The sequence below is a fragment of the Rhizobium centroccidentale genome (assembly GCF_030182565.1).
Taxonomy (GTDB): Bacteria; Pseudomonadota; Alphaproteobacteria; order Rhizobiales; family Rhizobiaceae; genus Rhizobium.
On the sequence record NZ_JAQJCG010000010.1, the window covers coordinates 153216 to 167200 of the forward strand.

At 60.5% G+C, this 13985-nt stretch carries 12 protein-coding genes; 7 read left to right on the forward strand and 5 right to left on the reverse strand.

The features are described 5' to 3' along the window. Positions 1-45 precede the first annotated feature (45 nt). Complete coding sequence (locus tag PH562_RS15535; RefSeq protein WP_285173996.1) at positions 46-1011, reverse strand: alpha/beta hydrolase; 966 nt, start codon at positions 1009-1011, stop codon at positions 46-48. Between the two features lie 45 nt (positions 1012-1056). Here PH562_RS15535 and PH562_RS15540 point away from each other — a divergent pair, with 45 nt between their 5' ends. Further along, the gene (locus PH562_RS15540; protein ID WP_285173998.1) at positions 1057-1542 is read left to right on the forward strand and encodes a MarR family winged helix-turn-helix transcriptional regulator; all 486 of its coding nucleotides are present in this window, start codon (positions 1057-1059) and stop codon (positions 1540-1542) included. Here the strand turns inward: PH562_RS15540 and PH562_RS15545 are convergent. Together PH562_RS15545 and PH562_RS15550 are read right to left on the reverse strand one after the other, a co-directional pair. Further along, the gene (locus tag PH562_RS15545; RefSeq protein WP_285174000.1) at positions 1536-2735 is read right to left on the reverse strand and encodes a low temperature requirement protein A; all 1200 of its coding nucleotides are present in this window, start codon (positions 2733-2735) and stop codon (positions 1536-1538) included. The two genes, PH562_RS15540 and PH562_RS15545, sit on opposite strands and share 7 nt — an antisense overlap. A 30-nt stretch (positions 2736-2765) precedes the next feature. Beyond that, entirely contained in the window at positions 2766-3140 is a 375-nt protein-coding gene (locus PH562_RS15550) for a gamma-butyrobetaine hydroxylase family protein (RefSeq protein WP_285174002.1), read from the reverse strand. A 133-nt stretch (positions 3141-3273) separates the two neighbouring features. Here PH562_RS15550 and moaA point away from each other — a divergent pair, with 133 nt between their 5' ends. Then, positions 3274-4323, forward strand: coding sequence for a GTP 3',8-cyclase MoaA (moaA, locus tag PH562_RS15555; RefSeq protein ID WP_285174004.1), 1050 nt, complete (start codon positions 3274-3276; stop codon positions 4321-4323). 20 nt (positions 4324-4343) lie between these two features. Beyond that, positions 4344-5096, forward strand: a complete 753-nt coding sequence (locus PH562_RS15560; RefSeq protein WP_285174005.1) for an MBL fold metallo-hydrolase — start codon at positions 4344-4346, stop codon at positions 5094-5096. A 104-nt stretch (positions 5097-5200) separates the two neighbouring features. Here the strand turns inward: PH562_RS15560 and PH562_RS15565 are convergent, their stop codons facing one another. After that, the gene (locus tag PH562_RS15565; RefSeq protein WP_285174006.1) at positions 5201-7750 is read right to left on the reverse strand and encodes a methyl-accepting chemotaxis protein; all 2550 of its coding nucleotides are present in this window, start codon (positions 7748-7750) and stop codon (positions 5201-5203) included. Positions 7751-8105: 355 nt separating this feature from the next. Between PH562_RS15565 and PH562_RS15570 the strand changes: the two genes are divergently transcribed. From PH562_RS15570 to mobB, 3 genes are read left to right on the forward strand one after another with little or no spacing between them, the layout of a single operon-like run. Then, positions 8106-9017 carry a DMT family transporter gene (locus PH562_RS15570; protein WP_285174007.1) on the forward strand — a complete coding sequence of 304 codons (912 nt, stop codon included), beginning with the start codon at positions 8106-8108 and terminating at the stop codon, positions 9015-9017. A gap of 10 nt (positions 9018-9027) precedes the next feature. After that, the gene (gene mobA / locus PH562_RS15575) at positions 9028-9678 is read left to right on the forward strand and encodes a molybdenum cofactor guanylyltransferase MobA (protein ID WP_285174008.1); all 651 of its coding nucleotides are present in this window, start codon (positions 9028-9030) and stop codon (positions 9676-9678) included. Continuing rightward, entirely contained in the window at positions 9675-10205 is a 531-nt protein-coding gene (gene mobB / locus PH562_RS15580; RefSeq protein WP_285174009.1) for a molybdopterin-guanine dinucleotide biosynthesis protein B, read from the forward strand. Before mobA ends, mobB begins: the two co-directional genes overlap by 4 nt. Positions 10206-10254: 49 nt before the next feature. On the opposite strand, the gene PH562_RS15585 is transcribed toward mobB, so the two are convergent. Beyond that, the gene (locus PH562_RS15585; protein ID WP_285174010.1) at positions 10255-12729 is read right to left on the reverse strand and encodes an OmpA family protein; all 2475 of its coding nucleotides are present in this window, start codon (positions 12727-12729) and stop codon (positions 10255-10257) included. Between the two features lie 368 nt (positions 12730-13097). Here PH562_RS15585 and PH562_RS15590 point away from each other — a divergent pair, with 368 nt between their 5' ends. Further along, on the forward strand, positions 13098-13880 hold the full coding sequence (locus PH562_RS15590) for a lysine/arginine/ornithine ABC transporter substrate-binding protein (protein ID WP_113229691.1): 783 nt from the start codon (positions 13098-13100) through the stop codon (positions 13878-13880). Positions 13881-13985: the final 105 nt, after the last annotated feature.

Genomic DNA, 13985 nt, shown 5'->3' on the forward strand with positions numbered 1-13985 from the left:
CTTCTCTGTGGCATTCCACTCGGATCCGGAGCGGCGCAGACATTGTTATGACGAGCGGCGCAGCGGAGTTCGGTAAAACGATAGCACCGTACCGTCACGATTTTCGAGCGGATTTTCCTTATCGAGGTCTTCGGCAAGGAAGCTCTGGATGGCGTCAAACACGGGTGCGGCGCCGACGATTCGCCGGTGCCCGAAGCCATTGGCCCAGAAGAGACGGACATGCGCGCCCTCGGCGGCATAGCTGCGCGCATGCTCGGGGCTCACTTCCTTGTCGTCCTCGGCATGGATGACGAGAACCGGCCGGCTTGGATCGAGCCGGCCGCGCTTCTGGTCATAGGAAGCAAGTGTCCTGCCCGTTATCAGGCGAACCTCGTCTTCCAGGGCCGCCTGGGTCGCAGGCCCGAGCCGCATCAGACGGCCAAAATCCTTGAACAGCCAGCCCATGGCGCTCGGCGCACCGATCAACACCAGCTTGCCTGGCTGAATCGGCTCGATATCAGGCAGAAAGCCTGCAGATGCCAGCGCCAGGGATGCACCGCCAAAAGAATGCCCGATCACGGCATCGAAGGCTCCGAAACGGGCCGACGCCGCGGCAATGGTGGAGACGGCCAAACGCACATTCAAGAACCGCCCGCCCGAGCGACCATGGCCGGGCAGATCGAGTGAGATCACTTCCGCTCCACTATCGGCAAGGAATGCAGCCAGTTCAGACATGTATTCACTGCTGGAGCCCCAGCCATGTACGACGAGATAGCGCCTGCGCGGTCCCTTGGCTCCGCCGTTGAAACGGTAAGCCACAGCGCGGCCGCCCGGAAACGGCAGCATCACCTGCTCTGCCGCGAGAAGACGCTGCCTGCCCTCCATATGCGCCGCCTTGGCCTTCGAGCCACGCGGCCGACGCGATGGCGTCAGACAGAAAAGCCGGAAAGCCACCTTGCCGGCGAGCCGCGGAGACAGCCTTTCGAGACCGGCGAGACCCGACCGGGTGACCTTGAGCGCAAAGGATGGCATAGTGGGAATCCGATAATGTTCAACTATGAACAATAAAGTACAACGATGAACAAAAATCAATCCCTTCCCTGGGACCATCCGCGTTTTCGAAGCTGGATCGCCGTGGCGCGCGCCTGCCAGCTGATGCAACAATCACTCGGACGGGCATTGGCGCATCTCGACATCAAGCCGCCGCACCTCGACATTCTCGTCAACCTGTTTCGCTTTGAAGGCATTTCCCAGCAGGAGCTTGCGCGCAAACTATTGGTCGGTCGCTCCAACATGAGCATGCTGTTGCCGCAGATGGAAAAGCGGGGACTGATCGAACGGCGGGGCGATCGTCTCGACAAGCGGGTGCTCCGCCTCTACCTGACCGAAGAAGGGCGGCGCGTGACTGAGGAAGCCATGACCATCCAGACCGCGCTCATCGACCGGATGCTCTCGGATGCGCCGATCGAAGAGTGCGAAGCGATCACTGTGCATATGGAGCGCGTCGTCAGCCTCCTGATGCAGGAAGAGCGCGAACCGCTGGAACCTGTTGGGGATCAATGATCGCCGGCGGAGCGCGCCGAAGGAACGACCCGGTTCAACGAGGCGAATTCCCAGATCGCAACGACGACGAGCACGGCCGTGGCGAGAATGCCGAGCTGATAGACCACAACCATCGGCAGGGTGAGGAGCAGCAACGCCAGCCCGACGAGCCCCGCCATATGCGATAGCGGCGGCCGGCCGGTGGTCACCCCTTTAAACCAGAGATTTCCCAGCAGGAAGACCGCCGGTCCGCCCAGAATGGCAGCCGCGGCGTGCATGTCGGCCGCGTCGCGGGGATGCGCGAACAGGAATTCGTCGCCGACGACGCTGAGGATAATCCCGGCGAGGATCGGAATATGCGCGTAGGTGAATGCCTGCCGCGCAAGACTTCCGGGCGTATCGTCATGTTCGATGCGATGAGCCGCTCTTTCATGACCAAACTGAAAGTAAATCCACCACAGAGCAACCGTGCCGACGAAAGCAATGACGAACACCGCGACGATCAAGGGCGTCACCGGCTGCTCGGCAAAGGTCTTGCCGGCCTGCAGCACCGCTTCGCCGAGGCAGATGATGATGAAGAGTGCGCAACGTTCGGCCAGATGCGCGCCCGACACATTCCAGTCCGCCGTCGTCGATTTGCCAAGCCCGGGGACCCGGAAGCCGAGTGCAGGGGCCGAATATTCTATGACGAGAGCGATCAGCCAAAGCCCAATACGAGCCGCGCCTTCCATCAGCGCGCCTGATATCCAGAAGATGCCGGACAGGATCAGCCAGCTGGTGATGCGCAGAAAATTGCGATGGTTGGCTGCGCTGGCATTCTTGAGAGCGTAGACGGTGAACAGCGAACGCCCGACCTGCATGAAGACATAGGCGCCAGCAAAAAAAATCGCCTTCTCGCCAAAAGCCTCGGGAATAGCGGCAGAGAGAATAAGTCCCGCAAACATCAGAGTAAACAGCATGATGCGCACCGGCATGCGGTCCGGATCAAGCCAGTTCGTCACCCACGCCGTGAAAACCCAGACCCACCACACCGCAAAGATCAGCATGATGGCTTCGAGCGCCCCTAATGGGGTGAAATGCTCGGCCAGCGCATGCGCCAACTGAGAAATCGAGAAAACGAAGACCAGGTCGAAAAACAGCTCGACGAAGGAAACCTTACTCTCGTTCTTGCTGCCCTTGGCGCGAAGCCAGTTTTCCCTACCCCCAAGGATCATGCTTGCATCCCCGTCCGTTACTGGAGTTTGCTAGTGCGACCTTCCAACCGGGTCGCGGCTGAGACCTTTTTCCTTCAACTCAGCCTCATAGGCCGCGAAAAGCTCCTGGCCCTTTTCTCCAAGCTCACGCAGATAGGACCATGTGAAAATGCCTGTGTCGTGCATGTCGTCGAAGCCGATGCGGACGGCATAGTTGCCGGTCGGCGTTATGGACATGATGCTGACATTGCGCTTGCCCGGCACGGTAACCTTCTGTCCCGGTCCATGTCCCTGGACCTCCGCGGAGGGGGACAGCACCCGCAGCATCTCCGCCGGCAAATCGAAGCTCACACCGTTGTCGAACGTCACCAGCAGGTGATGGCGATCCTTCGAGACCCGCAATTCGGTCGGCCAAACGTCACTCATCGAATTTCCCATGTCTTTCAGTGTGTTTCCGAGAATTATGCCGCTACACGTTCACACGCAAGCATAATTGAAAGGCATTTTCCTTGACGCAACAATCGCCTATGCACACATTAGCAGTGTGATGGAGATTTGAGTGAATAGCATTGTTGGTACGATAGGCGGCGCCTCGCCGCTGGCTGCGGACAAGAACCCGATGATTGACCCTTTCGGGCGCGCGGTCACCTATTTGCGTGTTTCCGTCACCGATCGCTGCGATTTCCGCTGCACCTACTGCATGGCCGAGCACATGACCTTCCTGCCTAAGAAAGATCTGCTGACGCTCGAAGAACTCGACCGGCTCTGTTCCGCCTTCATCGCCAAGGGCGTGCGCAAGATCAGGCTCACCGGCGGCGAACCTCTGGTGCGCAAGAACATCATGTTTCTGGTCCGCAAGCTCGGCGAGAGCGTGCAGAACGGCGCGCTTGACGAATTGACCCTGACGACGAACGGCTCGCAGCTCGCCCGCCACGCCGAAGAGCTTTACGATAGCGGCGTCCGGCGCATCAACGTGTCGCTCGATACACTGGATCCCGATAAATTCCGCACGATCACCCGCTGGGGAGATTTCTCCAAGGTGATGGAAGGCATCGACGCAGCGCAGAAAGCCGGTCTGAAGATCAAGCTCAATGCCGTCGCGCTCAAAGGCTTCAACGATACCGAAATTCCCGACCTCCTACGGTTCGCGCATGGTCGCGGCATGGACTTGACCGTCATCGAGACCATGCCTATGGGCGAAATCGACGAAGACCGCACCGATCAATATCTCCCGCTCTCCCAGCTGCGCACCGATCTCGAGCGTCAGTTCACGCTGACGGACATCCCCTACCAGACGGGCGGCCCTGCCCGTTACGTCGAAGTCACAGAGACCGGCGGTCGCCTCGGCTTCATCACGCCGATGACCCATAATTTCTGCGAGAGCTGCAATCGCGTGCGGCTCACCTGCACGGGCACGCTCTATATGTGCCTGGGGCAGAACGATGCGGCCGACCTGCGCACGGCACTGCGCGCGAGCGGCGATGACGCCCTGCTCCATGCCGCGATAGACGAAGCCATTACGCGCAAGCCCAAGGGCCATGACTTCATCATCGACCGCACGCACAACCGCCCGGCGGTCGCGCGCCACATGAGCGTCACCGGCGGCTGAATTAAATCGAGACAATCTACATGCAGCTTGAGCTTATTCGCAACGCGACGCTGAAGATCACCTATGGCGGCCAGGTGTTGCTGATCGACCCTTACTTTGCACCGCGCCACACTCTCCCCTCTTTCACCGGCCGATCCCCCAACCCGATGACGGAACTGCCGCGTTCGATCGACGACATTCTCCAGGGCGTCGAGCTGGTGATCGTATCGCATCTGCATACCGATCATTTCGATGCCGTGGCGAAGGAGCGCGTGCCGAAAACACTGCCGATCCTGTGCCAACCCGGCGACGAAGGACGTATCCGCGACGCCGGCTTTACAAGCGTCACTCCGCTTGCGCAATCGATCGTTTGGCAAGGCGTGACAATCACACCGAAGCAGGGCAGCCATGGCATCGGGCCGGTGGTGGAAAAAATGGGGCCGGTCATCGGCCTCACGTTGGAGGCCGATGGCGAACCCACCGTCTATTGGGCTGGCGATACCGTGCTCTACCCTCCCGTCGCCGGAACGATCCTTGAATTCTCGCCCGATATCATCGTTACCCATTCCTGCGGCGCCCGTTGGGATGGCGACCTGATCGTCATGGACGACAAACAGACGCTCGAAGTCAGCCGCCTCGCCCCGCAAGCAACCATCGTCGCAACTCATATGGAAGCGCTCGACCACGCGACCGTCACCCGCCAGGCTCTTCGCCAAACCGCAGAGGCAGGCGGTCTCGATCCCTCGCGGCTGCTCATTCCTGCCGATGGCGAGACGCTCCATCTCGGTCGGTAATTTGTTCGCAATTCATCAGTCGCGATAGCAAGCTTCAATCGAAAAGCGCCGGACCATTGGCCCGGCGCTTTTCGATTCATGATGGTCTTTCTATCGACGCAGCCCTACGCAGCGCGGTAGCGCGCATCCGCATTGCCATAGCTCGCATGCTCCGCCTCGCCATCGCCGGTGCGGAAGCGATCGATCTTTTCCGAAAGCATGTCCACGCGCTGGCGCAGGCCGTGGATCTCCGCATTGTTCTCTTCGACCATCGCCGCGTTCCGCTGCGTGATCAGCTCGACTTCGGAAACCGCGCGGGTGACTTCCTCGATACCGGTCGATTGCTCGGTGGTCGCCGACGAAATGTCGGCAACGAGCCTCTGAACGCCGGTGACATGGTTGATGATCTCGGTCAGAGCTGCGCCGGTCTGCTCGACCAAATGAACGCCGTTCCGCACCTGGGTGGAGCTTGCGGAAATCAAGCCCTTGATCTCCTTCGCCGCATTGGCGCAACGCTGCGCCAGTTCGCGCACTTCCTGGGCGACAACAGCAAAGCCGCGGCCCGCCTCGCCAGCACGCGCAGCCTCGACGCCGGCATTCAGAGCGAGGAGGTTAGTCTGGAAGGCGATCTCGTCAATGACCCCGATGATAGTGGCGATCTTCTCCGACGAACGGTTGATCTCGCTCATGGCGCCCACAGCCTTGGCGACGACTTCGCCCGATTGGGTCGCATAGGCCTGCGTCTCGTTGACGGAAGTCGCCGTTTGCCGTGCACGATCGGCGGTCGAGCGCACAACGTCGCTGAGGCGATGCAGTGCCCGCGAGCTTTCCTCGAGGGCGGCCGCCTGCTGCTCGGTGCGCCGAGCGAGGTCGTCGGCCGACATGGCAAGATTGCCGGTGCCGCCCTTGATCTCCTCGGCCGTGTAGCGAACGTCCGTCAGGGTCTCACGCAGCGCTTCGACGGCGTGATTGTACGTAAAGGCCATTTCCACGAAATCAGCCGAAAGGTCCTCGCGCATACCCTCTTCCAGATTGCCGTCGGCAAGCTTGGCGAGAACGTCGGCAAGCGCATTGAGCGCCTGCTTCTGCTCGGCCTCGATGCGGGCACGCTCGGCGGCGCGACGGGCAGCCTCTTCCGCAGAGAGCGCACGGGCGCTTTCGGCTTCCCGCTCCAGCCGGACATTTTCAAGCGCGGCATCGCGGAAGACGCTGACGGAGCGCACCATGTCGCCGATCTCATCGCCGCGATTGCGGCCGTCGATCGCGACTTCCAGGTCGCCGCTTGCAAGGCGCGTCATCACGTCGGCAACGCGCTTCAGCGGACCGCGCAGGGTTTCCACAAGCATGAGACCACCGATGATGGCAAGCAGCGTTCCGACGATCATGGCGATGACCGAGACATTGGCCGAACGCTCGCTATCTTCCTTGCCAAGTTCCTGTGCCTGAGCAACGAAGCCACGCAGCGAGGTCATCGCATCGGCGAGCAAGGTGTTGGACTGAACACGCGTCGTCTTCCAATCGGCTGCCGTCTGCAGCAGATCGGCCGATCCATTGGTCAAGCCCTCGATCAGCGGCTTCATGTGAGCCGCAAAATCGCGCATGGTGGCGTTGGTCGGGCCGAGCTCCGAAATCCTTGCAGCTATGCTCTGCAGATCCTTGAGATCCGCAAGTACCGGTTCGCGTGAGGCTGCATCGCGAACGTTTTCCATGCGCGAGGCATGCAATATCAGGCGATCGACGAGACTAAGCGCCTGATCGACATGATCCAGAAGCTCCTTTTGGCCATCGATGATCTTATCGAGGCTGACGAAACGATCGGCGGCGGTATCGCTGTTCTTGGCCGACTGCAGGGTCATCTCGCCTTCGATCTTCACGAAGCTCTGCAGGATCGGCCCCATCGCCTCGACCTTCTGGTCGGGCGTGCCGGAGCCCTTCAATACGGCATCGAGCTTGTCGGCAGCATCGGAGGCATTGGCGACGAGGCTGGCGCCGCGCTTGGAAACGAGTGCCTTGGAAACCGTCACCTGCTTCAGGATAGCGTCCGCGTAGGTGCGCGCGTCTGAAATCTCTTCGGTGGAGTCGGCAGCCATCTGCACCTGGATGCGCAGATTGCTCATCTTCTCCGACAGGCCCTTATAGGCGGCGGCATCGTAAAGCAGCTCCTTGGCGAAGGTTTCCTTGTCGCTGAAATCCTTGCGGATGATGTCGATCTGCTTGCCGGCGGCCTTGGCGGTCGCCTCGACGTTTTGCACCGTCTTCCGGATGGTTTCGACGTCGCTGTCCTGCTTCTGTTTGATAGACCAGAGCGTTGCTTCCTGCGTGCGCATCTTGGCGGCAAGCTCGGTAACCGGAATGATCTTGGCGCGCTGATCGTCACTGAGCAACCCGCTCAGGCGACGGACACCCTGTTCCTGGGCGTCGATCTTGTCGGCCAACGCCTGACGCGTCTCCTCCGAAGGCGACCCGGTGAATTCCTGCAGGGCGGCCTGCAGGTTCTCGAAGTCGCTGATATTTTCGATCGTGGCGCGCGTCACGGTCATATGACCGTTCAGAATATTGGCCGTGTGATAGCCCACCAGGCCGACGCCAGCGATGAGAACCACCAGAGGCACCACGAAAATAAGGACTTTGGTGACAATCCTGCGGCCTTGCAAAAGACGATCAATGAAAAACATGCGGCGCCTCAACGGGATTATAAAAATCTCCAGCGAAGGCGGGATCGTCATTCCTGCTGCGCTGCGGTAGGTGCTTCTGCCTCATGCAAAACCGCAGAGAGCCTCGGGAAATAAGATTGAATAAGCATTAATCTCCGACCTAAAAGCCTTTGCATCGGCAAAAAATATGCAACCGCTGTATCATTCCGCGACCACAGCGCGAAAAATTACGTCGATAGATGACAGATCTCCCGCAATGCACAATGGAATTTGACTGCCGCTCAACTGATTTCAACTTCGGCCGAAACACAGCCGATTCCAATTTGCTGAAAACGGCGCTAATCCAGATGGGTATATCGGGGGACTCATCTTTCTCATGCAACTGACCAAGAACACGCAGGGCGCGCTCTTCATGGCGGCCTCCATGGCCGGCTTCTCCTGCAGCGATGCGCTGTCCAAGACGGTCATCGCCACGATGAATGCAGGCGAGATCATCTTCATCCGCGGCTTGTTCACGAGTTTTTTCGTCTACCTGCTCGCTCGGCGAATGGGTGGCCTGCGCAATTGGCGCGTCATCCTGCAGCCGATGATTGCATTGCGCATCGCCTGCGAAGCTCTGGCGGCAGCAACCTACATCACCGCTCTTGGAATGATGCCGATCGCCAATGCCTCCGCTATCCAGCAGGCTGTTCCGCTTGCCGTGACGCTTGGCGCGATGATTTTCTTGAAGGAGCCAGTGGGATGGAGGCGATGGACGGCCATCGCCGTCGGCTTCGTCGGCGTGCTGATCATCATCAGGCCCGGCCGGGACGGATTCACGACGGCTGCCCTCCTTGCAATCGCCTGCATGTTTGCGACCGCCGCCCGCGATCTGGCGACACGCTGTATTGACAAGAATGTGCCGTCACTGATGGTCACGCTCTGCACCGCTATTTCCATTTCCATATTCGGAGCATTGTGCATCATCCCCTTCGGCGGCTGGCAGCCGGTGAGCACGACATCGCTGCTGCAGATCCTGCTGGCCTCCGTTCTGGTGCTGATCGGCTACCAGGGCGTCATATTGGCCATGCGCACCGGCGAAATCTCTTTCGTCGCGCCGTTCCGTTATCTCAGTCTCATCTGGTCGGCCCTGCTCGGATTGATCGCCTTCGGCGAAGTGCCGGACGGATGGTCTGTCTTCGGCGCGACGATTGTCATCGCCTCCGGTATCTATACTTTCTATCGCGAAAGCAAACGGCGGGCGGCGGAACCCATCGCGCAGGAATCAGAACCCCGCGTTCCCGCCTAAGGTCGCAATCATGTCCGACTTCATCTCCAACCCGGAAGATATTCCCGTCGTTCTGCTTGCCGGCGGCCGCTCCAGCCGCATGGGCGCGAATAAGGCCTTTGCACTACTCGCCGGCGAAAGCTTGCTCGTTCGTATCGCGTCGAAGATCGGGCAGCGGCAACGCAAACCGATCGCACTGAATGCGGATGCCGATTGGCCTGACGCCATAGGGATGCGGCTCATTCCGGACAGAATTCCCGGTAAGATAGGGCCGCTTGCAGGTGTGCTCACCGCGCTGCAGGACGCGCTATTGCGCTACCCTGAGGTCTCGCATATCGCTACCATCCCCATAGACAGCCCTTTCTTTCCTTCCGACCTTGTCCAGCGCCTTGCCGATGTCCTTCATGGCCCCGACGAGATTGCCATTGCCGCATCCCTTGGTCAGGATCATCCTGTTTTCGGTCTCTGGCCCGTTTCCGCAGCCGCAGATCTGGAACAATGGATCGCTTCCGACGAAAAGCGGCGCGTGAGAGATTTCCTCGCCAGGCATAAGGTGTGGCGGGTGAAGTTTCCCACGGTCGAAACGGCAATCGGGCCTCTCGACCCCTTCTTCAACATCAATACACCAGCCGATCTCGCCGAAGCGGAGACATGGCTGGCAGCTTTGGAACGCACATCATGACGAAATCTCGGCCCAAGATCTTCGGCATCGCCGGCTGGAAGAATTCCGGCAAGACGGGGCTTGCCGTGAGGCTGGTCACGGAATTCACCCGGCGCGGCTATCGCATCTCGACCATCAAGCATGCGCATCATGATTTCGATATCGACAAGGTGGGCGCCGACAGTTTTCGTCATCGCGAGGCCGGCGCGCATGAAGTCACCATCGTTTCAGGCACGCGCTATGCCATCATGCACGAATTGCGCGGCGCCCCCGAACCGAGCTTCGAAGAAATACTGGCACGTCTCGCCCCTTGCGACCTTGTTTTGATCGAGGGTTACAAGCGCGAACCCATTCCGAAGATCGAGGCGCGCCGGCTGGAAGCGGCAAAGCGCGAACCGCTCGCGCCGCAGGACCCTCACATCGTCGCCATCGCTGCCGATCATCCAGTTGAAGACGCCGGTTCGCTCGCCGTTTTCAACCTCGACGACACGGTTGCCATCACCGATTTCATCGCTGCAAAAGTAGGTCTCGACGACCATCCGAAATGAGAAAGGCCGCCGGTTTCCCGACGGCCCTGCCCTTAATGTGGTCTGATATTTACTGGTTGGACGCGACCGGGCGCACCAGCGGCGTGATGCGGCGAATGGTGACGCGGCGGTTTTCCTGCGACGGGCCGAGCGTATTCACCTTGAGATACTGCTCGCCATAGCCCTGGGTGACCAGGTTTTCGGCAGGAATGCCGTAGACATCCGTCAGCACGTTGGCGACCGATTCCGCGCGTTGGTCCGACAGGATCAGATTGCTCTGGGCCGAACCCACGGCATCCGTATGCCCCTCGATCAGGAAGGTTTCTGTCGGATCGCGCTTGATGATCTTCGACATGCCATCGGCGACACCGCGAAGGGTGCTCGCCTGCGACATCGGAATTTCGGCGCTGCCCGTTGCGAAGGTGATCGTGTCGAGGTCGATACGGCGGATCTTGTCTCGGATACGAGCCGAATAGCGGACTTCGTTGACCGAATAGATACGCTCGACCGGCTCGACCGGCGGCTCGCGCAGGAAGTCGTAATAGTCGGCATTGCGATTCGATGCCGTATCGATGATGTACTGGCTCAGCGGAATGAGCAGGCGCATCGGCGGCAGATCTTCACCCGGATCGCGGTAGTAGTCGTCATTGTCAGGACGATTTTCCAGTTCCGGCGAGTAGAACAGCACATATTCGCGACCGCTGGAGTCAATGCGCGAGCGCTGGATGATGTCGCCGTAGCGGTTGCGGATCGTCACGACGCGATCGCCGTCGGGCTGATCGATCGTCTCGCGATAGCGGTCACGCGGCAGTTGTTCGTAGACCGGCCGCTCGCCGCCTCGAATGAAGCGCTCGCTATCATCGTGGCGAACGACATAGGTGTTGTCGACATTCACGATGGTCCGGTTATCCTGATTGATGATGGTCTGGACCGTCGTTCCCTGCGGCGGCACGAAATCCGGCCGACGATCGATGCGGCGACCCTGCTCGCTGGTCACGGCTTCCATTTTGACTGGAGGTTGCGGCTGACCGCCGGCTGCCGCGCGCTGCGCCTCGGCGTCAGAAGTCGGCGGCTTGGTGTAAGCGGCCGGCGGCTGTTGAGCCGGGGCATTCTGAGCCTGCCCGTTCGGTTGGACCTGTCCCGCCTGTCCGCGACCACCCTGCGCACCCGGAGCACCGGGATTTTGACCATTGTTCAGGTGATCGCCCCGACGAACCGCCCCCTTCTGGCTGTCGAGAACCGCGCTGCCGTTTTCGACCGGTAGGATGACCGGGCCGTTGGCGGAAGCCGGGTTCTCGGCGATCTTCTTGCGGCGTTCCAGTTCCTGCGGCGAAACCTGCTCGGCCGGAGGTACCTGGATTTCGCCGGCCTGCTGAGCATTGCCATTGGCGGCAGGAGGCGTTGCGCCGCCCTGTGCCGGCGTCGCGGCGCCATTGGCCGGCTGCTGCTTGCCGGGCTGCGGCGTTGCCGGGTTACCAGCCTGTGCGGGTTGTCCCTGCGGCGTGCCCTGTTGGGCTGGCTGCTGCGGATTGGTGGTGGGCTGCTCGCCCGGCTGCTGATTTAGCGGCTGTTTGCCGTGAGTTTTATCGCCACCCTGCTTCTGCCCCTGCTGGGAGCCAGGAGTCGCCGGCGTCCCGGGCTGGGTTTCAGGCTGTGCCTGCGTTCCCGGCTGTGCCTTGTGTCTCTGAGCGGGTTCACCGGCGGGCGCCGGCTGCTGCTCGGCGGGTTGCTTTGCCGGCGCCTCGGTCTGACCTTGCGGCTTAGGATGGGCGTTCTGTTCGGGCTGTGCCTGCTTTCCAGGCTGGGCCTCCTGATTCGGCTGTTCGCTGGCGGCGGGAGCTTGCTTCTCGGCCGGCGCCGGTTGCTGTGCCTTCGCACCAGGCTTAGCCTTCGGCGGCTGGGCTTCCGGCTGCGCTTCCGTAGCTGGCTGCTGCTCTACCTTCGGCTGCGGCGCTTCGGCCGGCTGCTTGGCTTCAGGCTGCTTGGCCTTCGACTTCGGCTGCGGTGCTTCTGGCTCTGCCTGGGGAGCGACTGCCTTAGGCTGCGGTTTAGCTTCGGGCTGTGCCTGAGGCTGCTGTTCGGCCGGTTGCTGTCGCTGCTTCTTCGGTTCGGGCGGAGCCTCTGCGGCCGGCTGCTGCTTCTGCGGCTTCGGCTGCTCCTGCTCCGCGGGCTGCTGGTGTTCGGCCTTCGGCGGCTGGGCTTCCGGCTGTTGCTGCTTCGGCGCCTTCTGCTGCGGCTCGCCTTCTGGCTCGGCCTGCTTCATCTGGTGCTGCTGCTCGCCGCCACCTTGATGCTTCTGCCCCTCTCCACCTTCAGCTGGCTTCTTGTGCTTGAGCTGCTCTTCATCCGGCTGAGCTGCAGGCGCCTCCTGTTGGGCTACCTCGAAACTTGCGTCTGCAGCAGTCGCGGCTACGTCGACGATGCCATTGCTAGGCGGTGCGACGGGCTGTTCACGAAGGGCCGCGGCCGCTGCCGGCTCGAAGGCGAGCGATAGCGAAAGCAGCGGAAACGCGGCGCTGGCAAATAGTCTGGATCGCTTTCCCATAGGGGTCTCCTCTTATGATCTTTGTCCGCCGAATTGCGAATCTCAGCGGCAAGGCGATTGCCTCAGGAACCCGGCCAATTTTCGGTTCTCATGAGGCTGAATCGCGGCAAGCCGCTATATGTTCCCGCACTATTAGGTTGCCGCAATTAACCCTGGCTGAACGCAGCGGATGGTTTTCGTTCAGATTTCCCTGTGGCGGGCTTGCATTGCGACGGCATTGCGCAAAGGCAGATTGCCTTCGTAATTCCAGTTGCATTTTCCAGAAAAAAAGTACGAATATCGCCGCAAGGCGGGCCACTGGCCCGCTCCACTCGAGCCGTCTGCCAAAAACAATAATCGGCTGCCGGCCACCAACAGAGAGGGTCAATATGCGCATCTCCACTCGTCTTCTTGCCGCCGCGTCCTTCGCCGCAATGTCGCTCGTCGCCGGTGCGGCACTTGCCGACGGCGACACGATCGTCTTCGGCACGGACGCGACCTACCCGCCTTTCGAATCGCTTGACGCCGGCGGCAAGTTCATCGGCTTCGACATCGATATAACCAATGCGCTTTGCGATCAGATGAAGGTCAAGTGCACCTTCGTGAACCAGGATTTCGACGGCATCATTCCGGCCCTGCAGGCCAAGAAGTTCGACGCGATCATCTCGTCCATGTCGATCACGCCCGAGCGCGAGAAGATCGTCGACTTCACCAACAAGATCTACAACACGCCGCCGGCAATCGCTGTTCCGAAGGACTCCGCGCTCAAGGAAGCGACCGACGAAGCCCTGAAGGGCAAGACGATCGGCGCACAGTCCTCCACGACCCATGCCAACTATGCGTCTGCCCACCTGAAGGATGCCGAACTCAAGCTCTATCCGTCGGCCGATGAATACAAGCTCGACCTCAGCAACGGCCGCATCGATGCAGCCATCGATGACGTCGTCGTGCTGTCCGAATGGGTGAAGTCCGATGCAGGTAATTGCTGCAAGATGCTCGGCACGCTGAAAAGCGACCCGGTCATCAACGGCGTCGGTGCGGGCATTGCCATCCGCAAGGGCGATACAGCCCTCAAGGATAAGCTGAACGCCGCGATCGCCGCGATCCGCGCCGACGGCACCTACAAGAAGATCCAGGACAAGTATTTCGATTTCGACGTCTACGGCGACTGATCGCCCGTCGATTCCCTGGGAAAAGACGACGGCGGAAGCTTGCCCTTCCGCCGTTTTTGTTTGACAACGAGAAGAATATAAGCAGAAACGCGGCAAAAGCCGCTA